Here is a 20412-nt window from a genome sequence, read left to right as displayed (position 1 = left end):
CGTCCGCCCGCAATCATCCTGCGGAATGCGACCCCCGCTGATTAACCTCGCCGTGACCTGCGCGGACACCGACCCCATTGAGGTAACGGGACCCGGCGAAAACGGAATCGACCCGCGGGTCGGCGTCTGCCCTGGGGGCATCATAGGCCCGACATCGGCGGGAATCCTATGGCGGCGGAGCGTCGCCGGCCGCACGAACGTGACGACGACTGATATTTTCGATAGTGCGGACGCCAGCTACCCCTGGAGTTGCCGTTTATGAAGGTCTACCTTTCGGCCACTCAGAAAGACCTGCTGGAATATCGCGCTGCCGTACACGCAGTGGCACGCCGTCTGGAGATCGAGGACGTCGCCATGGAAGCGTACGGTGCTGACGTCCGACCACCGCTCGACCGCTGCCTGGCCGACGTACGCCGCTGCGACCTCTACATCGGACTTTTTGCCTGGCGCTACGGATTTCGCCCGCCCGGTCAGGAATCCTCCATCACCGAACTGGAGTACCGCGAGGCACTCGCGGCCGGAAAACCCTGCCTGGTCTTCCTCCTCGCCGAGGAGACCCCCTGGCCGGTCGACCAGGTCGACCGGGGTGCCGACGGCGAGCGAATCGTCGAACTGCGCCGCGAACTCAAGGAACGACACCTGTGCGCCTTCTTCACCAGCGTCGACGACCTCACCGCCAAGGTCACCGCGGCGCTGGCCGACGTACGCAGTGGACGCTCTCCCGCACGTGGACCCGCCGATCCGGACACCCACCTACCCGAAGCCGTACGCAGCCACTACCACAAGCAACTGGCGCTCAGATATCAAGCCGTCCCGGTCGACGCCGTCTCACCACGTCCCACCATCGGCTACCTCACCGTCGGACTGCCGAAATTGTTCGTCGAGCCCCGAGTACACGAGGAAGCCCGCCCGGAGATGCCACTGGCCTGGTGGCGATGGGCCGGCACCACATCCGACGGCGACACCAGCGGCCTACCCGGCGTGGTGAACCCGGAAGAGCTCGAACGACTCTGGGAGGAGTACGCGGCCAAGGACGCGCTCTCGCTGTTCGACGTGGTCTGCGACCCCGGCCGCCAAACGATCGTCCTGCTCGGCGACCCAGGCTCCGGCAAGTCAGCGGCCGCGCAGTACCTGGCACTGGCACTGGCCGGAGCCTGCGACGAACCGCGACTCGCGGCGCTCAACCAGTACCTGCCCGTGCTGATCGAGCTTCGCTCCTACGCCGCGCACCGCGGCGACGGCCGCTGCGACGGCTTACTCGACTACGTCGGACACCGCCACCAACAGGGACTGACCGGAATCGACCAGGAGGTGCTGGAGTCATACCTGCGCCAAGGCGGCCAAGCCCTCTTCCTCTTCGACGGACTCGACGAGGTGTTCGACCCGGCTCAGCGCGAAGAGGTGGCCGCACAGATCGCCACCTTCGCCAACGAGTACCCGGGAGTGCTGTCAGTGGTCACCTCACGGGCGGCCGGCTACCAGCGACACACGTTCGCCAACGCCGGGTTCGACCACTTCACCCTCGAAGACCTCGACGACGAACAAATCACCCAGTTCCTCGACAACTGGTACCGCTACGTGATGTCCACCCCAGCTGTCGAAGCACAACGGCAACGACGACAGCTTCTCGACATGCTGCGCAACTCCCGAGCGATGCACGAGATCGCCGGCAACCCACTCCTGCTGATGCTCATGACGATCGTCGGCCGTAGCCACCCCCTGCCCCGCAACCGACGCCGACTGTACGCACACGTCACCGACGTCCTCATCTCCGAGTGGGACGTGACCAAACAACTGCGGGAGAGCCACGGCGACGTCCCGTCGCTGGACCTGCAGGCGAAGCGTCGACTACTGCGTCACCTGGCATTCCACATGCAGTTCCGGGAATCGGGACCAGCAGGCAACTACATCGACTCCGACGAACTGGGCCGCGTCTTCCGGGACCACCTCGTCGCGTTCTACGGTTTCGAGAACGAGCGGGCGCTCGCCATGGCCTACTCGATGATCGAAAAACTGCGTCACCGAAGCTTCATCCTGGAACGATACGGACTGCGACTGTTCGGGTTCGTGCACCGCGCGTTCCTGGAATTCTTCTGCGCCGAGGAGATCGTGGACAGGTTCGAAAACGACCCCGGTGCCTGGGACCTCGACCGGCTCCGCGCCCTCTTCCGCGAACACTGGGCCGACCCGTCCTGGCGAGAGGTGCTGCGCCTCGTCGCCGGTGCCCTACCCGCCCGGATCGCCAACGACCTGATCACCCTGCTCGCCACCGAGACCACCCAACCCTGGCCGCCGCTGAACCTGACCGCCCCGCCCTGGAACCTGGTGCTGGCCGCACAATGCGTGGCCGAAACCCCACAGCCCGCCGAACTGACCGCTGCGGGTAACGCCGTGCTGTGCCAGATCGTCCTGCTTGTCGAACACGGCATCTCCGCCGACGACCCCAACCTGACCGAGCTCACCGAACAGGAACTGCTCTCGTCGGTGCGGGCACTCGGGCCGAACTGGCCCGGCCGGCACACCTTCCTGAACTGGTACCGCCGCCGCGGCGTACGCACCAGCTGGCGCTCCGGCTCCACCTTTGCCACCCGGATCGCCGCAGCGCTGTCCACCACCGAGGAACACCTGGAGGAACTGCTGGTCCGGGAGCTCCAGCACGGCCGCGAGCGGCAAGCCCACCTCGCCCTGGTCGCCGGGCTCGCCGAAGCCGCCGGCCGGCTGAACGCCACCGACGGCGACCGTCACCGCTACCGGGACATCCTGATCACACAGGCCGGAGCCGAGGTCTCCACCGCCGTTCGGCAGGCCGCCGTACGGGCCCTGATCACTCACTTCGGCGCCGATGCCGACCTCATCCACGAGCTACGCGACCTCACCGACTCGCCCGACCCCGCGGTCCGCGCGCTGGCCGTACAGTCTCTCGGCGGTCGGGCGGAACTCAGCGACAACATCCGCCACGTCCTGCTCCGGGCCACCGAGGACAACGCCGCCACGGTACGACGGGCGGCGGTCGCCGTGCTCACCGCGCGCTGCACCGACCTACCGCACGCACCCGGCACCCTCCAGCGACTGCTGGCCACGGACTCCGATCCCGCAGTCGTGCAGGAGGCGCTGACAGCCCTGCTGGCCCTGCCCGAACACGCCGAGACCGCCCGCAGTCGCGCGCTACAGCGAATGACCGGCGACTCCCCGGACGAGGTGCGGCGCTGCCTGGCGACCAGACTGCTGCCGGGCCGGGCCGGGCCGGAGGAGACCGAGCTGTTGCTGAAGCTGGCCGGCTCAGACAGCTCCGCCCGGCTCCGCGCCACCGCCGTACAGCGGTTGACGCTCGTGCCTGACCCGGACGGCCGCTGCCGGGCCCGGCTGATCGATCAGATTGAACAGGACGAGGACGCCTCCGTGCGGGCTGCCGCCGTGACCGCACTGATCGACCGGGACAGCACCGACGACGCCTGCTGGACCGTGGTGGCGCGGGCGGCTCGCGCCGACGAGGACGCCACCGTACGCCTCGCCGCGGTACGCGCCCTGGCCGAGACCCACCCGGACCCGCGTACCGAAGAACTACTACTGGCCAGCGCCCGACGCGACCCGACCGCCAGCGTCCGACTCGCCGCCGTCGACCTGCTCACCGGCCGACAACTGTTCGGCCGTGCCACCCGCGACCTGCTCATCAGCCGAGCCTTCGAAGAGCGCGACGCGCTCGTCCGACTGCGGGTCACCCGAAGCCTGGCCCGTCTCGCCGACCCACCCGACCCCGCCGTACGGGAGTGCCTGGCCGAACAGGTCAGCCGAGATCCCGACCCGAACGTGCTGCGCGCGGCCGCCGACGCGCTCGCCCGGCACGGCGAGACCGACAGCCTTGTCGAAACACTGTGCCGGCGAGCCCGCCGGGACAGCTACGTCGGCATCCGGTTGGCCGCCGTGCGGACGCTCTGCCGTCACGGCAGTCCCGACGTGGTGACCGACACGCTGCTGGAATGCGTCGAGTCAGACACCGACCCGACCGTGTTCGACGCCGCGGTCTGCTGCCTCACCGAGCAGGGGAGCGCCTCCATGGCGGTGACACTGCGACTGATGCGCCGCCTGTCCGACCAGGACCCGGCGATCCGTGCCCGCATCGCCGCCGCGCTCGGCGAACACTTCGGCACCGACCCCGAGGTTCAGGTGCTGCTCGTCGGACTGGTCCGCGACGACCCGGCCCTGGAGGTCCGGCGCCGAGCGGTGGAACAACTCGGCGCGACCCTGGCCGGCCGGGCCGGAGTGCCGGAGCTGCTGCTCCGGCTGGCCGCTGACAACGACTGGGAAATCCGCCGGACCGCATTGCTGGCGCTGACCCGACACCACTACCGAGACACCCGGACTCGAGAGCTGCTCATACGGCTCGGCCGCCAGCGGGACGACGACACCGTACGGCGCCTGGCCGGGCAACTGCTCGCCACGCTGCCCGACATCACGCCCGACGACTTTCCGTGATCCACGGCCTCGTGCAGGGCCCGGGAAACCGCTTGTCGTCAGCCGCGCTACCTGCCTAGCCTGCTGGCTGTGCGGACCCTTCACCTTCCGACTCACCGAGTGTGCCGGTGAGCGGCCGACTTCGTGAGATCGCTCGGCAGACGGTGGCGATCGCCGAGTCGGGACGCTATCGCAACGCCGCCGGTGATGAGGTCGTCATCGGCGAGGCGGTACGTGCCGCAGTCGCCGGCACGCGCCATCACCTGCCGAACGAGGTCCTTGCGGTGGAAAGCGCGGCGCCTGGCGCGGGTGAGGTGGAGGTGACGTACGAGTCGACGTTGCAGGCGGCTTACCGGCTGGGGCCTGGGGCGGCCTGTCTGGTGTTCGCGTCGGCGAAGAACCCGGGTGGCGGATTCCTGGGCGGGGCGAAAGCGCAGGAGGAGAGCATCGCCCGCGCATCGGCGCTGTACCCGTGTCTGCTTGCGGCACCAGAGTTCTACACGTTCCATCGAGGACAGCGGGATCTGCGGTACAGCGACCGCGTCATCTACTCCCCGAACGTGCCGGTGTTCCGTGACGACAAGGGCAACCTGCTCGACCAGTCGTACACCACATCGTTCCTGACCGCTGCGGCGCCGAACCTTGGCGCGATCCTCCGCAACCAGCCCGAGCATACGACGGACGTACCGGCGGTGCTGGTCCGGCGCGCCCGGCGGGTGCTGCAGGCCGCGGCTGCGCACGGGCATCGGACGCTGGTGTTGGGTGCGTGGGGGTGCGGCGTGTTCCGCAACGACCCCGCCGCGGTGGCCGGTGCGTTCGCCGACGCGTTGGAGATGGTCGACCGATTCGACCGCGTGGTGTTTGCCATCCGCGATGGTCTGCCGGGCACACCGGTGTATCGCACCTTCGTGGAGCGCTTTCCGGAACTGCCGTGAAATCGGCGGCTGGGAGCGCGGACGCACGCCCTCAACAGGCGGACTGCGGCGGCGCTGCTACCCGACGCCGTCCGCAGGCATCTCGGCTCCATCGAGATCCGGCAGATCCTCGCTGACGACGGCTGGCTGCCGCCGAACGGGACGATATATCGATCTCCTCGCGGATGGGGTGGAGGGCAGAATGCACGCTGTGCTCACTGCCACCCATGACCTGCTGAACTCGCTCGATCCGTTGCCCTACCGCAAACGGATGAACCGTCTCGCGCAGTGGGCGCAGACTGCCCCTGACCGGATGCAGGTGTGTGCCGACCTCCGCGAGCGGGGCCCCTACGAGCGGCACCTCGCTTTCGTCGCGGCGCGGGTGGCGGGGGACAGCGATGGCGTCGTCGCGGCGCTGCGTGATCCCCAGCCATCGATCAGGGGTGCCGCGCTCACCTCGGCGCTGCGTATGGGTCTCCCGATCGGTGAGGTCACCGATCGGCCGGCGGTAGAGCGACGGCGTGTCTATCGGGATCTTCGCCGCCGGCCCGCACCGGACATCGCCGATGCGCTGATCGGCGAGATCCGTGCCCAGTTCGGTGATGAAGAAGCCGCCGCCTTGTTGCCGGCATGCGGCACCGCGACGGTGCGGGCGTTGCTGCCCGACCTGGAGCACGCGATGCGCCTGGAGCGGCTTGTCCGGTGGCACTCCGGCCCGCTGCTGGACCGGGTCCGCGAGCGGCTCGCCGCAGCCCGACCCGAACTGCGGCAAAGAATCTGGGTCGAGGCCGCTGCTGCGGTGCTGAGGTGCGACCCGGCGCAGGCACTCGACCTGCTCGAACGGTACGCGCCTGAGGAGTGGCTACCCGGCCCTCTCACCGCGTACGGGGTGCTCGCGGCGTACGACGCCAGCCGGGTTATCCGGCTGCTCACCGCGCCTGGCCGGGCTGCGTGGCTGCGGCGTTCCGCGCTTCCGCCGGCTGTGCTGCGGCGGCTGGCGGTGCTGCCCACCGACGAGTTGGTGTCGCTGGCCAGTCGGCTCCACGACCGCAGCCGGGCTCTGGCGGCACTGCTCGATGCTGTCGCGCCGGCCCGGCGTGGGGAGCTGTACGACCGTGCCCTGGCCGAGGTCGACACGGCGGCGTGGATACCGAGCGCCGAGATCATGGAGGTGCTGCCAGCCGCGGTCCGGGTGCGTGAGGCGAACCGGGTGCTGGGCCTGCCGAAGATCCGCGAACGGGAGGCCGACGTACGGACCTGGTCGGCGTACCTGAACTGGCCGCAGGCGTCCGCGGCGCTGGAGAACGCGCTGCGTTCGGGCGACGCCGACGAGCGGGCGCACAGCTACACGCTGCTCTTGCAGGCCGCCCGCCGCTCCCGTGACCCACAGGCGGTGGCGGAGGTGGTTGTGCGGCTCAGTCGGCTGCGTAACGAGCAGGATCCGGTCCGGGCCGCCGCGCTCACCGCACTGGCGAGGGTGGCGCCACTGCTCACCGCGGACACGGCAGCCGGTCTCACGCAGCTGAGCACCGACGCGGTCGACGCCCGTGACGCCTCCGCCGCCACCACGACAGCACTGAGTAGCCTCGCCGTCGACGTGCTGCAACACCACGTCGCCGTGCCGCCGCTGTGGGAGTGGGCGCTACTCACGATCGACCTGGTGAGCACCGGTGCCCACGTGCCGGTGCTGCGCCGCTTCGACACGGTGCTGCGGCGAGGGCAGGAGACGCTGGTCTTCCAGCGGCTGCACGACTGGGTCACGGCCGGCATCGACCGGGGCCGGTACGGGCCGCTCTTCGCGCTCAGCTACGCGTTCGGCAAACGAGCCTGGCGCGTGCCGCAACTGCAGGACCTGCTGCGTCGCGCGATCGGCCCGCACACGCTGCCCTCGGTGGCCCGTACCGCAATCGGATTGTGGCTGGACGATCCACGTACGCGTGCGGGCCGCGTCGCCGAGGTAGTCGCGACCGATCCGTCGGCGGTGACGATCGACGAGGTGTGGACGACGATCTGCACCGTCCGCACCGACCTGCTCGACCAGGCGCTGGACCACCGTCCCCGCGGCCGGTTCATCGAGGCGGGAACGCCGTGGGTGCCCGTCCGGGCGGTGCACCCGGAGCGTTGGCTGCCCCGCCAACAGGCCCGCTTCGTGCACCTGCAGGAACTCGTCATCGCCGACACAGGGCAGAAGGTGTGGTTCCGGGCGGCGGCGATCTGGACCGCTGCCCGCGTTCCGGGTGCGGGACGGGAGTTGGTGTTGCGTCACGTCGACGCCCCTGAGGTGGCGATTGCCGAGGCAGCGCTGGGCGCGCTGGTCTGGACCGACCGGCCCGACGAGGCACTGCGGCTCCTGCTGCGGTACGCCGACAGCGACCGGGCTCGGGTCGCGCTGTACGCGGCAGGCCGGGCCGCCCGGCACGTCGCACCGTCGCTGCTGGTGCGGCTGCTCAGCGAGGTGCTCACCGGCGCGGTGAAGATCACCAGCCGGAAGGAGGCAGCTCGGCTGCTGGCCCGCTACGGGCCGCCGCAGACGCTGACGACCCTGCTCGACGTCCACCGACGCCCGGACGCGCACCGCGACGTGCGCGCGGCGATCGTGTCCGCCGCCCGGCAGCGGCTACACACCGACGCGAGCTGGACCATCCTGCGGGCCACCGTCGACGGTAGCCGGGAGGAGCGCCGCGCCGTCCTCGACGCGTACCCGGACACGATCCCGCACCGACACCGCCCGGCCTACGGCGCGCTCGTCGTCGACGCCTGTCGGGCCACCGACCGTGAGATCCGACGTGCCGCGTTCGTCCAACTCGGGGCCTGGTCACCGTGGCTGACCGGAGTCGCCGACCTCGTCGTGCACCGCCTCATCGACCTTGACGAGACGACCACGTCCAGCGAGGTCGCCGATCTGCTCAAGGCCGGCGGCGACGACGTACTCCGTGATGCGCTGACACGCCTCGTCGCCCGGGATGCCGACGACAACCATCCTGGCGACCCCGCCACGGGTGACCGCCCGCACCGACGCCGCATCGAACTTCTCGCCCGGGGTGCGGCCGTCCGATCCGGCCACCAGCCGCCCAGTGCCGACCGCAGCACACTTGTCGAATCAGCACGCTGGCTCGCCACCCGACCCGGCTTCACCGGCACGGCGACCGCGCTGCTGGTCGACCTTCACCGACTCGACAATCTCGACGAGATCGCCGACCTGTGCGAAGGCCGACCCGTCCTCGCGGTCCGCACCGCCGAACGCGTCGGCGTCCGCCTGCGCAGCCTGCACGAGTGGCCCGACACCGACGCTCTCGCCACCACCATCGTCGACCTGGCAGAGCGCGGCGACCTTGCCGGTGGCCTGTTCGCGGTATCGCTGGTCCGTCACGGCGCCGGCTTCGGATGGAAAACGCCATGGCGAGACCTGCTGATCCGGCTACGCCAGCACCCGGACCTCGACGTGCGCGCAGAGGCATACGCCATCGACATGAGCTGACCGGGGTAGCCGTGTCCCCACCGTTATCGGGGCACCGGTCGCCCGGTCACCATCTCCGCGCGGGCTCAGGACCGTCGGGTTCGGTCGCCGGTCCAGGCCGCTTCGAGGATCGCGGTCAGGCTGGCGGTGTCGGTCGGGCCGGGATGGTTTTGGATCAAGCGGGTGACGCCGCTGGCCATCTCCGCGAAGCGGGGCAGGTCGGCGCGGGCCACGCCGATGTCCGCCAAGGTGGGCGGGATGCCGATGTCGGCGAGGAGCCCGTCGAGCCAGGTGAGGAACGTGTCTGTGGCCTCGGCATCCGAGGCGTCGGTCACGTCGAGCCCGCACACCCCGGCGAGGACGGCCAGCCGGTCGCCGATGGCGTCCCGGGCTGCGTCCAGGGCGTAGGGCAGTAGCAGCCCGACGCCCAGGCCGTGCGGCGTGTGCGTGGCGGCGCCGATGGGGTACTGGAGGGCGTGCGGGGCCGCGTTGCCCGCGTGGGAGAAGGCGAGTCCGGCGAGCATGGACCCGTAGGACATGTCGGCGCGTGCCTGCGTGTCGCCTCCGTTGCTGACGGCACGGCGCAGGCTACGGGCGATGCGCCGTGCGGCCTGGAGCGCGTAGTGGTCGGTGACCGGGTTGCGGCCGAGGAACACCTGTTCCACGGGGTCGCGTGGTCCGTGGGCCCGGGGTCGGGCGGTGTAGCTCTCCACCGCGTGGCAGAACGCGTCGATGCCGGAGTGGGCGGTGACGGTCGCCGGGCAGGTGTAGGTGAGTTCGGGGTCGACGATGGCGAAGTCGGGCACGATGTGGACGCTGGAGACCCCGACCTTGAGGGCGCGGTCCGGGTCGGTCAACACCGAGACGGGGGTGAGTTCGGAGCCGGTGCCCGACGTCGTCGGGACCGCGACGAGTGGAATCGTCGGCCCCGGCACTCTGGACTCGCCGTAGTAGTCGCGCGGCGTTCCGCCGTGGCGGCGGATGACGCCGACGATTTTGGCGAGGTCGATGACCGTGCCGCCGCCGATGGCGAGGATCACGTCGGCGTCCACCTCGGCGGCGGCCGAGACGGCCAGGGCGACGTCGGTGAGTGGCACGTCTGCGGTCGCGTCGGAGAACACCTCGACGACCTCGACCTTCTCCCGTACGGCGGCCACGATGTCGGCCACGCCCGGCTGCCCCAGAAGCACCTGGTCGGTCACGATGAGGACGCGTGAGCCGCTCTCGGCCACCACTCGGGGGATGTTCTGCGCGACCCCTTCGCCCACGATCAGTTGGCGTGGTCCGCGGACGGTCTCAAGCATGTCGGTGCCTCTCCGGAACGTCGGCGACGATTGGCGGGGCGGACGTCCAGGTCACCTGCGAGACCGGGGACAGTTGGCCCTCCGGGTGACGCAGGCACACGCTGAGCGGCCGGGGCAGCAGGCCGGTCACGGGAGGTCGATCGCGGCGTAGGTGAGGTCGAGGTACTCGAGGATGCCCTCGTGCGACCCTTCCCTGCCGATGCCGGACTGCTTCACGCCTCCGAACGGCGCTGACGGGTCCGAGATCAGACCACGGTTGACGCCGAGCATTCCCGTGTCCAGCCCTTCGATGAAGCGCAGCGCACGCCGCAGGTCACGGGTGAAGACGTAGCCGACCAGGCCGTACTCGGTGTCGTTGGCCTTGGCGATCACCTCCTGGTCGGAGGTGAACGAGATGATCGGCGCCACCGGGCCGAAGATCTCGGCCTGCAGCATCCGCGCGTCGTCGGGCACGTCGGTGAGGACCGTGGGCGGGTAGAAGTGGCCCGGCCCGTCCGGACGTTCGCCGCCCACCAGGACCCGGGCGCCGCGACCGACGGCGTCGGCGACGAGGTCGTCGATCGTGGTGACCGAGACGGCGTCGATCAACGCTCCGACGTCCACGCCGTCGTCGAGACCATGGCCCACCGACAGCGCGGCCATCCGTTCGGCGAAGCGTGCCGTGAACTCCTCGCGCACCGGTTCCTCGACGTAGATCCGGTTGGCGGCGACGCAGGACTGCCCGATGTTGCGCATCTTGGCCACCATGGCGCCGTCGAGCGCGACGTCCAGGTCGGCGTCGGCACACACGATCAGGGCGGCGTTGCCGCCCAATTCCATGGAGGTGCGCAGCACGTTGTCCGCCGCCTGTCGGAGCAACACCCGCCCGACCTCGGTCGACCCGGTGAACGACAGCTTGCGGGTCCGGCTGTCGGCCAGCAGCGCGGAGACCACCTCGCCGGAACGCTTGGTGGTCACCACGTTGACCACGCCCGGGGGAACGCCGATCTCCTGCATGATGCGGGCCAGCAACAGCATGGTCAGGGGGGTCTGGGCGGCCGGCTTGGTGATGGTCGTGCAGCCCGCGGCCAGCGCGGGAGCGATCTTGCGGGCGCCCATGGCCAGCGGGAAGTTCCAGGGCGTCACGAACACGCACGGGCCGACCGGCTTCGGCACGGTGAGGATGCGGTACCCGCCTGGGGGAGCGGTGCTGTAGCGGCCTTCGACGCGTACCGCCTCCTCAGCGAACCATCGGAAGAACTCGGCGCCGTAGGCCACCTCCGCCCTGGCTTCGGCGAGCGGCTTGCCCATCTCCAGGGTTATCAGCCGGGCGACCTCCTCGGATCGTCCGGTCAGGGCCCGGTACGTCGCGGTCAGCAACTCCGACCGTTTCCGCGGCGCGGTCGCCGCCCACTGGCCCGCCGCCCTGCTCGCCGCGTCCAGCGCGGCGAGCCCGTCGACGACACCGGCGTCCGCCACCTCGGCGATGGTCTTGCCGGTGGCCGGGTCCTCGACGGCAAATGTGGCCCCGCTTGCGGCATCGCGCCAGGCGTCGCCGATGCGCAGCCGCCGGTGCTCGGGGGCCAGGACGTTCGTCGGGTCACTCATCGCGTCGCCTCCTGTGATCATCAACGCTGGGCTGCACCTGGGCGCAGGCAAGGACGAGCCGGGCGCGGCGTGTCGTCGCGCCCGGCGCGGTTACCGCCCCGCCTCGGACACCGACAGGCCGGTGTCCGCGTCGAACAGGTGCGCCCGGTCCAGGTCGACCGTGACCTGCAGCCGCTCGCCCGGCGTACCGGTGACCGTGGGTCGTGCCTTGACCTTGACGATCGTCGTCCCCACCTGGACGTCGACCACCGTCCGGTCACCGAGCGGCTCAAGCCCGTAGAGCTCTCCCGGCAACGACGCGTCCCCCCGCTGCTCGACGGACAGGTCCTCCGCCCGCAGGCCCAGCAGCAGCGGCTGACCGTCCTGCGCGGTGCTCCAGCGGGGCCGCGGCAGCGTCCACCCCTGCGCACCGACCAGACGATCTCCCTCGGCATGGCAGGCGAGCAGGCTGATCGGAGGGCTGCCGACGAATCCGGCGACCCACTGGTTGGCGGGACGCTCGTACACCTCGGTCGGTGTGCCGACCTGTTGCACCGTTCCCTCCTTGAGGACCGCGACCTGGTCGGCCATGGACAGGGCCTCGACCTGGTCGTTCGTCACGTAGACGAAGGTTGCTCCGAGGCTGCGGTGGATGCGGGTGAGCTCGGTACGCATCTCGACGCGGAGTTTGAGGTCGAGGTTCGTCAGCGGCTCGTCCATGAGGAACGCGCGCGGGCTACGGACCAGTGCCCGGGCCAGGGCGACCCGCTGCATCTCACCGCCGGACAACTGCGCGGGACGACGTTGCAGCAACCGTTCGATGTGCAGCAGGCGAGACATCTGCTCGACGGCGGCGGCGATCTCGCTGGCAGAACAGCGGCGGGCCCGCAGCGGCGATGCGATGTTCTCGTACACGGTGTGTCGCGGGTAGAGGGCGTAGCTCTGGAAGACCATGGCCAGGTCGCGTTCGGCCGGAGCGTCACCTGTCGCGTCCCTGCCGTCCAGGTGCACCGACCCGGCGTCGAGCTTCTCCAGACCGGCGATCGCCCGCAGCGTCGTCGTCTTGCCCGCCCCGGAGGGGCCGAGGACGACGAAGAAGGCACCGTCCGGCACGTCCAGACTCACCCCGTCCAGGGCCTGAACCTTGCCGAAGGACTTGCACAGCCCGTGTGCTGCCACGGTTCCCATCAGGCCACCAGCTCTTCCGTACGCAGGTCGTAGACCGCCGGGGTCGCGCCGGTGTGCCGGAGCCCGACCGGTGCGTCAGCGTCGAATCGGACGGTCGGTGGCATCCGCACCCGCACGTCGCGCTGGCCGCCGTGGTCGACGACGTAGATGATTTCGTCGCCCAGCCACTCCGCCGAGACCACGCGGGCCGGGACCGAACGCTCCGCCCCCGGTGCGGTGACCTCCAGCGCCTCCGGCCGCACACCTGCGACCAGGTGACAGTCGCGGGACAGACCGGGCGGTGGCGTGAGGGCCAGCCCGCCCTGAGCGCGCAACGCCCCGTCGGCCACCTCCACCTCGATCAGGTTCATCGGCGGTGAGCCGATGAAGGCGGCGCAGAAGAGACTCGCCGGACGGTCGTAGACCTCCAGCGGCGTGCCGATCTGCTCGACGCGGCCCTTGTTGAGGATGGCGATGCGGTGGCCGAGCGACATCGCTTCGACCTGGTCGTGGGTGACGTAGACCATCGTCGCCCCCAACTCTCCCTGCAGGTGCTTGATCTCGGTACGCATGTCCGCCCGCAGCTCCGCATCCAGGTTGGTGAGCGGCTCGTCCATCAGGAATGCGCGCGGCCGTCGCACCAGGGCGCGGGCGAGCGCGACTCGCTGCTGCTCCCCGCCGGACAGTTGACGCGGTCGCCGATCCATCAGCGGACCGAGCCGCATCAGCCGGGCGGCCTCGTCGACCCGCTTGAGCACCTCCGACTTGGGCAGCCCCTCGGCCCGCAGGGGGAACGCCAGGTTGTCGCGGGTCTTCAGATGCGGGTAGAGGGCGTAGAACTGGAACACCATGGCGATGTCCCGCTCGGCCGGCGGCAGGTCGTTGACAAGCGTGTCACCGATGCGGATGTCGCCTGTCGTCTGCCGCTCCAGGCCGGCGATGGCGCGCAGCGTGGTCGTCTTGCCGCAACCCGACGGGCCGAGCATCACGAACAACTCGCCGTGGCCGATCGACAGGTCGACCTGTTCGACCGCGACCGTGCCGTCCGGGTAGCGCTTGTGCAGGGCGGTCACCTCGATGCCGGCCATCAGCGTCGCACCGCCCCGAGCGTCACACCGGCGATGAGGTGCTTGCGGACCAGGTAGGCGAAGACGAGCACCGGTAGGGCGAACACCACGGAGGCAGCGGCCACCAGACCCCAGTCCGTCGTGGTGCCACCGATGAGGCCGGCGATGGCGGGTGGGGCGGTACGCACACTGTCGCTGGAGGTGAGGAAGATGGCGAACACGAACTCGTTCCACGAGAAGATGAGGGCGAAGACCGCCGTCGCGGCGATGCCGGGCACGAGCAGGGGAAGGGTGTGTCGCCGGAACGCCTGCAGACGGGTGTACCCGTCGAGCATGGCGGCGTCCTCGTACTCCGAGGGCACCTCGTCGACGAATCCCTTCATCATCCAGATGGTGAACGGCAGGTTGTACGCGGCGTAGATGAGGATCAGGCCGAGCTTGCTGTCGATGAGTCCGACCTGGCGGTACATGAGGAAGATCGGGATCACGACCACCACGGGCGGCATGAAGCGGGTGGACAGGATGAAGAACAGTTGGTCCTTCTTGGCCTTCACGGCGAAGCGTGAGTAGGCCCAGGCCGCCGGGACCCCCAGCAGGGTGGCCAGCACCGTCGAGGCCCCGGCGACCAGCACGGAGTTGAGGAACGCGACGGACAGGGCCGAGCGACCGCCGTCGGGGCCGACGAACACGTCTTTGAAATGTTCCATCGTGACCGTGAAGCCGAAGAACTCGGCGGGGACGGCGTAGACGTCCCGGTTCTCCTTGATGGACGTCTCGATCATCCACAGCACCGGGAAGAGCATCACGACGGCCAGCACGGTCAGCAGCGCGACCTCCAGCACCGAGCGGCCCCGGCCGCCCCGGCGGCGTGCGGGGCGGCCGCGATCCCGGGCAGGACCTGTGGACACGGCCTCGTCGACGGAGACGGCCATCAGCCCTCCTTGAGTCTGTTCAGGTAGCGCAGGTAGATCTGCGAGAGGACGATGACGACGAGGACCATGAGGATCCCGTACGCCGATGCGGTTCCGGTGTTGAAGCCCAGGAACGCGACCTTGTAGACGTGGAACGACAACGTCTCGGTGGAGACACCCGGGCCGCCGTTGGTGAGGATGTAGACGAGGTCGAACAGCCGGAAGGCCTCGATGGCCCGGAACAACACGGCGATCAGCAGCAGCGGCCACACCAGCGGAAGGGTGATGGTGCGGAACCGGAACCACTCCGACGCCCGGTCGATCGAGGCGGCCTCGTACAGGTACTTGGGCACCGCGGTGAGCCCCGCCAACGCGATGAGCATGATGAACGGCGTCCACTGCCAGGTGTCGACCACGATCAGGGAGATCAACGCCGTGCGCTGCCGGGTCAGCCACTCCACCTGACCCAGGCCGATCGACCCGAGCATGCTGTTGACCACGCCGAACTGTGCGTCGAGCATGAACCGCCAGAACAGCCCGACCACGACCGGCGACAGCATCATCGGGACCAGGAACAACGTGGTCAGCAGCCCTCGCCCACGGGTACGCCGGGAGATCAGGTACGCGATGGTGAAGCCGAGCACCGTCTGCAGGGTGACCGCGCCGACCACGTAGATCAACGTCGTCAGGGCCCGCTGGTGGACCTGCGCCGACGTCAGGATGGCGGTGTAGTTGCCGAACCCGACGAAATAGGCGCGCCCGCCACGGGTGGCCGAGTAGTCGGTGAACGACAGGTACAGCGCCCACAGCAGCGGGAACACCGACATCGCGAGCAACAGCAGCAACGCGGGGGAGATGAACGCCACCGCCAGTCCGCGGTCGCTCAGCCGGCGGGACCGACCCGGTGCAGGTGGCGGCGTCGCCGCCACCTGCCCGGCATCGTCGGTCATCACAGGTACGGAACTCACAGTCCGCCGCCACCCTTGCGGCCGCTGGAGTCCAGTACGCTCTGCTGCTCCTTGGCGATGTCGTCGAGCGCAGCCTTCGGATTCTTCGCACCGTTGAGAGCCGCGTTGACGTTGGTGTTCTCGATGTCGACGAGGCGCGCGTACTCGGGCACGTTCCACATGTCCCGCATCCGCGGCACCGAGTCGGCGTACACCTGGTTGAACGGCCCGGCGTTGAGGAACTCGGGCGAGGACAGGGCGTCCGTACGCGACGGCACACCACCGGCCGCAGCCCACTTCTTCTGGACATCAGCCTGCTGGAACCACTTCATGAAGTTCAGGGCCTCCACCTGGTTCGCCTCGGCGGAGTAGGCCGACACGTGCATCCCCATGCCGCCGAGCGGGACCAGGTCGGTCTTCTGGCTCGGCAGGGTGGCGAAACCCAGCTTGTCGAGGATCTGCTCCCGGGTGCTGCCGAGCGTCGACTCCTTCGGATCGAGCAGGCCGCCGCTCGCGGCGATCCAGTTGAACGCGATGCATGCCTTGCCCTGGGCGACCGCCGCGTTCACCTCGTCGATGAACCAGTTGCCGGAGCCCTTGGCGGTCAGCGGCTTCATCTTGTTGACAAGGACGTCCATCGCCTCGTGGCCCGCGGCGTCGTTGAGAACACCGTCGATCTTGCGCGTCTTCGGGTCCCAGAGGTTGCCGCCGTACACGCCGTTGACCGTGTTGTAGGTGACGGCCGCGGCGTCGGAGCCGTTGGCCTGGTGGAAAGCCAGCCCGCTGACGCCAGGGTTGTCCGCCTGACACTTCTCGGCGACGGAGATCATCTCGTCCCAGGTCTGCGGCGGCTTGTCGCCGATCAGGTCCTTGCGGTAGATCATCGTCCAGGTGTCGCCGAGCAGCGGCAGCCCGTACAGGCTGGCGTTCTCGTCGCGCTGGCCGGTCTCCGCCTGCGGGAACTGGCCGTAGGCCGCCAGCAGATACGGGTTGTACGCGTCGACCTCGATGTTGTTCTTGACGAAGTCGGTGATGTCGAGGATGTTGCCGTTCGTCACGGCCTCGCCGATGTGCTGCGAGTCCAGGATCGCGATGTCGAAGTCGGTCTTGCGGGCGGCGAACTGGGTGAACATCGCGTCGTGCCAGTTCGCGTTCGGTACGGTGTTGACCTTGACGGTGACGTTCGGGCGGTCCTTTGTGTACTCCGCGTTTGCGAAGTCTTCGAGGGCCTTGGCGGGGGGCCAGTCGAACCAGATGAAGCTGAGGGTCAGCGGGTCCTTGGTGAGCTCCGGGATGGTCGCCGGTGCCTTCGGAGCGCTCGCCGTCGCACCGTCGTCCCCGCCGTCGCCGCATGCCGCCACGGTCGTGGCCATCAGCAGCATGGCCGCCGTTGCCAGCTGCACCTTCCGCCGGGGAGCGGACAATCGATCCATTCGCTGTGAATGCCGCATATTCCTGCCTGCTTTCTGGGGACGGGCTTCAAGAACCTCGCTATGTGCTTCGCCGAGCAGTTGCTGAGTTGTTCAGCGCGTGGTGCCGGGCCGCCCAAGGGCGACCCACGGACCGGCACCCCGAGTGCGCCGCGCTGTACCGGGCCGTCATGCCGCTGAGAAATCGTCGGTCCAACTGCCGCCCGGTGACGAACCGAGCCCGACGTCGCGCATGCTGAGGGGAGCTTCAGATGATCGAGCGGAGCGGTGGTGTGGGCGGTGCCCTGCGGGTTGCAGGATGGCGGTCAGTCGCCACTTTTCCTATACGATCCGGTGGGGCGTCAGCATGCCGCAGCGTGATGGCTGGTGTCAATGAGTTCCGGAAGACGCAAGGAAGGACCTCACGCCACGATGGATGACGAAGCGATGATCGGGCGGGGCCGCAGGGCGGGGACGGGCGGAGGATCGTCGGGGCGTGCCGGCGGCCGGCTGGCCGACGAGGTGTACGACGCGCTGCTCGGACAGCTGATGTCGCTGCGGATCGAGCCCGGCTCCCGGGTCACGATCGACGTTCTGGCGCGAGAACTGGGAGTCTCGCAGACACCGATCCGGGACGCCCTCAACCGCATGGAGTCCGAGGGTCTGGTCGTACGCGTGCCCCACGCCGGCTACCGCATTCCGCCCCAGATCACCCGTAACCGGTTCGAGGACATGCTGGAGGTCCGCCTGCTCCTCGAACCGGCAGCGGCCCGCAGATCCGCCGAACGCGCAACGTTGGCGCAGGTGGCCGACCTGCGACGAATGCTGGAGGAGATGGCCGAGCTGGAAGGGGGAGATGGGCCCACCGCCTACGGCGCCTTCGGTCTGCGGGACGCCGCCTTTCACGACCTCGTCGCCCTGAGCGCGGAGAACCAGGTCATCCGTGAAACGCTCGCCCGCCTGCACAGCCACGTGCACCTCTTCCGGCTGCACCGCGACGCCCAGGTCACCCACCTGGCCATGGCCGAGCACGAGGACGTCGTGGCCGCGATCGCCGCACGAGACCCCGACGCCGCCGCCTACGCGATGCGCCGGCACATCCTGCGCTCCGGCGAGCGCTTTCGACGACTGTTCGACGAACTCAAGGAAACGGACCCGGTGGCGGTAGAGGCTTGACGGGCGGACGGGGCCGGGTAATGCTGAACCGATCCGATCGTATTGGATCTATCTCGCCCGTCCCCAGATGCGAGGAGAAGCAGATGCCCAGAGCGCTGCTCCTGACCGGCGACGCCGCCGAAGAACTCGACACCATGTACCCCTACTACCGCGTGCAGGAAGGCGGCTGGGACGTCGACGTCTCGTCACGCACGATGCGTGACGTGCAACTGGTCATCCACGAGTTCGACCCCAACTCCGACGCCTACGTGGAGAAGAACGGCCGGAAGCTACCGGTCGACGTGCCCTGGGCCGAGGTCGACGTCGAACGCTACGACGCCCTCATCATCCCCGGCGGACGAGCCCCCGAGTGGATCCGGGTCGACGCCGACGTCCGGCGCATCACCGAACACTTCTTCGCCCGCAACCTTCCCATCGCGCTTGTGTGCCACGGCGCCCAGGTGCCCGCGGTGTACGGGCTGCTGAAGGGTCGAAAGACCGCATGCTTCCCACCCATCACCGGTGACATGGAGAACGCGGGCGCGACGGTCATCGACGCCCCCGACGTCGTGGACGGCAACCTCGTCTCCTGCCGGGGATGGCCCGACATGCCGCAGTTCGGCAGGGCGATGATGGAAGTCTTCTCGAAGTCCGTCAACCCCGCGTGAGCACTGGCATCTTCCGGTGACAGCACTTCGGACCGTCACGGTCCACGGCTCTCCCGTCCACCTCATGGAGAGCGGTACCGGACCTGCGGTGCTGATGCTGCACGGCTCCGGACCCGGCACGACCGGGTCCGGAGCCTGGGCGACCACCGCGCAGGCACTGGGCACCTCCTGGCACTTCGTCGCTCCTGACCAGGCCGGATTCGGCCGCACACCCGTCCCGGCGGGCTCCAGGGGCGGGCTCCGGCTGTGGACGGAACAGGCCGCAGGCCTCATGGACGCTCTCGGCATCGAGCACTACGCCGTGATGGGTCACTCCATGGGTGGCGCTGTGGCACTGGCGTTGGCGGCCGCCCGCCCCCAGCAGGTCACCCGGGTCGTGGCTGTCTCGACGATGGGCGCCCCCGACGCGCCGCTGTCCGCCGATCTCGACGCGATCTGGGCTGCGCCCGCCGGCGTGCTCGGCGCACGAGACATGCTCAGTCGCCTCGTCCTCGACCAGACACTCGTGACCGATGCGGCCGTCGACGCCCGCGCCGCCGCCATGCGAGCGGGAGCAGACGCATTCGCCTCGCTGTTCCCGCCACCCCGGGCGCGATGGGCCGACGACCTCACCCTCTCCGCGCAGACGCTGGCAGGGATCCGCGTGCCCGTGCTGCTCGTACACGGCGCCGAGGACCGGGTCACTCCGCTCGAGACGGCAGCCCAGCCGCTACTCGCACACCTGGCCGATGTCCGTTTGCACGTGTTCGGCCGATGCGGGCACGTACCGGCGATCGAGCACCCGCACGAGTTCAGGCAACTGCTGTCAGGCTTCCTCCGCCCGGACCACTGTCCCTGACCGCTGCGGTTGACCCCTGGCTTCCGATTCGTATTCGGGTGGTGGAGGCTTTGGCACGCTCGGCGGCGTGTAGCTATTCGGGCGGCGTGCTCGGGTAGGTGTCGAGGCGGGCGGCGGCCTTGTCGGCGCAGGCGGTGACGACGTGGCGGGGGTCGTGGCCGAGGCTGGTGATGGCGACCAGGGCGGTGAGCACCACGTCGGCCAGCTCGGCGGCCACGTCGTCGCTGGTGTGGGTGATGCCTTTGCGGGGGTTCTGGCCGATGGCGCCGATCCACGCTGCGGCGACTTCGCCTGCTTCTTCGGTGACCTTGAGGATGCGCAGGCCGATCTCCTCGCGGCTACGGCCGTTGACGGCGTCCAGCCGGGCGGTGACCAGAGCGGCGAGGTCGAACAGGTCAGTCATCGGGGAGTCCTTCGAGGTTGGGACGCAGTAACATTGACGGTTGTCTCTGGTGTGCGGCAAGATTGCTGCGAGCCATCCGCGCGGGAACACCCGCCCTCTTGTATCGGCTGAGGGCATGGGGACGTCTGGGCAACGAACCGCCTGCCACGGTCAG

At 69.3% G+C, this 20412-nt stretch carries 14 protein-coding genes; 6 read left to right on the top strand and 8 right to left on the bottom strand.

Annotation, left to right across the window (positions count from 1 at the left end; all coding sequences use genetic code 11):
- Positions 1-258 precede the first annotated feature (258 nt).
- The 3 genes from Vgi01_RS19800 to Vgi01_RS19790 all read left to right on the top strand — a co-directional run bounded on the left by Vgi01_RS19800 (position 259) and on the right by Vgi01_RS19790 (position 8844).
- Positions 259-4473 carry a HEAT repeat domain-containing protein gene (locus tag Vgi01_RS19800; protein ID WP_204291988.1) on the top strand — a complete coding sequence of 1405 codons (4215 nt, stop codon included), beginning with the start codon at positions 259-261 and terminating at the stop codon, positions 4471-4473.
- A 107-nt stretch (positions 4474-4580) separates the two neighbouring features.
- Positions 4581-5387, top strand: coding sequence for a TIGR02452 family protein (locus Vgi01_RS19795; protein WP_204291987.1), 807 nt, complete (start codon positions 4581-4583; stop codon positions 5385-5387).
- A 181-nt stretch (positions 5388-5568) separates the two neighbouring features.
- Positions 5569-8844, top strand: coding sequence for a hypothetical protein (locus Vgi01_RS19790; RefSeq protein WP_204291986.1), 3276 nt, complete (start codon positions 5569-5571; stop codon positions 8842-8844).
- 65 nt (positions 8845-8909) lie between these two features.
- Here Vgi01_RS19790 and Vgi01_RS19785 read toward each other — a convergent pair whose 3' ends face one another.
- The 7 genes from Vgi01_RS19785 to Vgi01_RS19755 all read right to left on the bottom strand — a co-directional run bounded on the left by Vgi01_RS19785 (position 8910) and on the right by Vgi01_RS19755 (position 17218).
- Positions 8910-10127 carry an iron-containing alcohol dehydrogenase gene (locus Vgi01_RS19785; RefSeq protein WP_204291985.1) on the bottom strand — a complete coding sequence of 406 codons (1218 nt, stop codon included), beginning with the start codon at positions 10125-10127 and terminating at the stop codon, positions 8910-8912.
- Between the two features lie 126 nt (positions 10128-10253).
- Complete coding sequence (locus tag Vgi01_RS19780) at positions 10254-11714, bottom strand: NAD-dependent succinate-semialdehyde dehydrogenase (RefSeq protein WP_204291984.1); 1461 nt, start codon at positions 11712-11714, stop codon at positions 10254-10256.
- 90 nt (positions 11715-11804) lie between these two features.
- Positions 11805-12881, bottom strand: coding sequence for an ABC transporter ATP-binding protein (locus tag Vgi01_RS19775; protein ID WP_204291983.1), 1077 nt, complete (start codon positions 12879-12881; stop codon positions 11805-11807).
- Entirely contained in the window at positions 12881-13948 is a 1068-nt protein-coding gene (locus Vgi01_RS19770; RefSeq protein WP_102657521.1) for an ABC transporter ATP-binding protein, read from the bottom strand. Before Vgi01_RS19770 ends, Vgi01_RS19775 begins: the two co-directional genes overlap by 1 nt.
- Positions 13948-14859 (bottom strand): carbohydrate ABC transporter permease, encoded by a 912-nt coding sequence (locus Vgi01_RS19765; protein WP_102657522.1) that lies wholly within the window; start codon positions 14857-14859, stop codon positions 13948-13950. The genes Vgi01_RS19770 and Vgi01_RS19765 overlap by 1 nt, the downstream gene beginning before the upstream one ends.
- Positions 14859-15788 carry a carbohydrate ABC transporter permease gene (locus Vgi01_RS19760; RefSeq protein WP_102657523.1) on the bottom strand — a complete coding sequence of 310 codons (930 nt, stop codon included), beginning with the start codon at positions 15786-15788 and terminating at the stop codon, positions 14859-14861. The genes Vgi01_RS19765 and Vgi01_RS19760 overlap by 1 nt, the downstream gene beginning before the upstream one ends.
- A 14-nt stretch (positions 15789-15802) precedes the next feature.
- Positions 15803-17218, bottom strand: a complete 1416-nt coding sequence (locus Vgi01_RS19755) for a sugar ABC transporter substrate-binding protein (RefSeq protein ID WP_239089067.1) — start codon at positions 17216-17218, stop codon at positions 15803-15805.
- A gap of 408 nt (positions 17219-17626) precedes the next feature.
- On the opposite strand from Vgi01_RS19755, the gene Vgi01_RS19750 reads away from it, so the two are divergent.
- The 3 genes from Vgi01_RS19750 (at position 17627) to Vgi01_RS19740 (ending at position 19855) form a co-directional block, all read left to right on the top strand.
- Entirely contained in the window at positions 17627-18370 is a 744-nt protein-coding gene (locus Vgi01_RS19750; RefSeq protein ID WP_204291981.1) for a GntR family transcriptional regulator, read from the top strand.
- Between the two features lie 83 nt (positions 18371-18453).
- Positions 18454-19017 carry a DJ-1/PfpI family protein gene (locus tag Vgi01_RS19745; RefSeq protein WP_102657526.1) on the top strand — a complete coding sequence of 188 codons (564 nt, stop codon included), beginning with the start codon at positions 18454-18456 and terminating at the stop codon, positions 19015-19017.
- Between the two features lie 64 nt (positions 19018-19081).
- A complete protein-coding gene (locus Vgi01_RS19740; protein ID WP_239089066.1) occupies positions 19082-19855 on the top strand; it encodes an alpha/beta fold hydrolase in 774 nt (257 codons plus the stop codon).
- A 73-nt stretch (positions 19856-19928) separates the two neighbouring features.
- Here Vgi01_RS19740 and Vgi01_RS19735 read toward each other — a convergent pair whose 3' ends face one another.
- Entirely contained in the window at positions 19929-20258 is a 330-nt protein-coding gene (locus tag Vgi01_RS19735; RefSeq protein ID WP_204291979.1) for a MazG-like family protein, read from the bottom strand.
- Between the last annotated feature and the right edge of the window lie 154 nt (positions 20259-20412).

Source organism: Micromonospora gifhornensis, from assembly GCF_016863515.1.
GTDB lineage: Bacteria > Actinomycetota > Actinomycetes > Mycobacteriales > Micromonosporaceae > Micromonospora > Micromonospora gifhornensis.
Note: the sequence above shows the minus strand (reverse complement) of the source record. Positions and strands in the feature narration are given on the sequence as shown.

What these genes read in the sequence shown, in the direction of transcription:
- Vgi01_RS19800 (WP_204291988.1), top strand. Translation starts at nt 259, where the DNA reads ATGAAGGTCTACCTTTCGGCCACTCAGAAAGACCTGCTGGAATATCGC.
- Vgi01_RS19790 (WP_204291986.1), top strand. Translation starts at nt 5,569, where the DNA reads ATGCACGCTGTGCTCACTGCCACCCATGACCTGCTGAACTCGCTCGAT.
- Vgi01_RS19785 (WP_204291985.1), bottom strand. Translation starts at nt 10,127, where the DNA reads ATGCTTGAGACCGTCCGCGGACCACGCCAACTGATCGTGGGCGAAGGG.
- Vgi01_RS19780 (WP_204291984.1), bottom strand. Translation starts at nt 11,714, where the DNA reads ATGAGTGACCCGACGAACGTCCTGGCCCCCGAGCACCGGCGGCTGCGC.
- Vgi01_RS19775 (WP_204291983.1), bottom strand. Translation starts at nt 12,881, where the DNA reads ATGGGAACCGTGGCAGCACACGGGCTGTGCAAGTCCTTCGGCAAGGTT.
- Vgi01_RS19770 (WP_102657521.1), bottom strand. Translation starts at nt 13,948, where the DNA reads ATGGCCGGCATCGAGGTGACCGCCCTGCACAAGCGCTACCCGGACGGC.
- Vgi01_RS19765 (WP_102657522.1), bottom strand. Translation starts at nt 14,859, where the DNA reads ATGGCCGTCTCCGTCGACGAGGCCGTGTCCACAGGTCCTGCCCGGGAT.
- Vgi01_RS19760 (WP_102657523.1), bottom strand. Translation starts at nt 15,788, where the DNA reads ATGACCGACGATGCCGGGCAGGTGGCGGCGACGCCGCCACCTGCACCG.
- Vgi01_RS19755 (WP_239089067.1), bottom strand. Translation starts at nt 17,218, where the DNA reads ATGGATCGATTGTCCGCTCCCCGGCGGAAGGTGCAGCTGGCAACGGCG.
- Vgi01_RS19750 (WP_204291981.1), top strand. Translation starts at nt 17,627, where the DNA reads ATGGATGACGAAGCGATGATCGGGCGGGGCCGCAGGGCGGGGACGGGC.
- Vgi01_RS19745 (WP_102657526.1), top strand. Translation starts at nt 18,454, where the DNA reads ATGCCCAGAGCGCTGCTCCTGACCGGCGACGCCGCCGAAGAACTCGAC.
- Vgi01_RS19740 (WP_239089066.1), top strand. Translation starts at nt 19,082, where the DNA reads ATGGAGAGCGGTACCGGACCTGCGGTGCTGATGCTGCACGGCTCCGGA.
- Vgi01_RS19735 (WP_204291979.1), bottom strand. Translation starts at nt 20,258, where the DNA reads ATGACTGACCTGTTCGACCTCGCCGCTCTGGTCACCGCCCGGCTGGAC.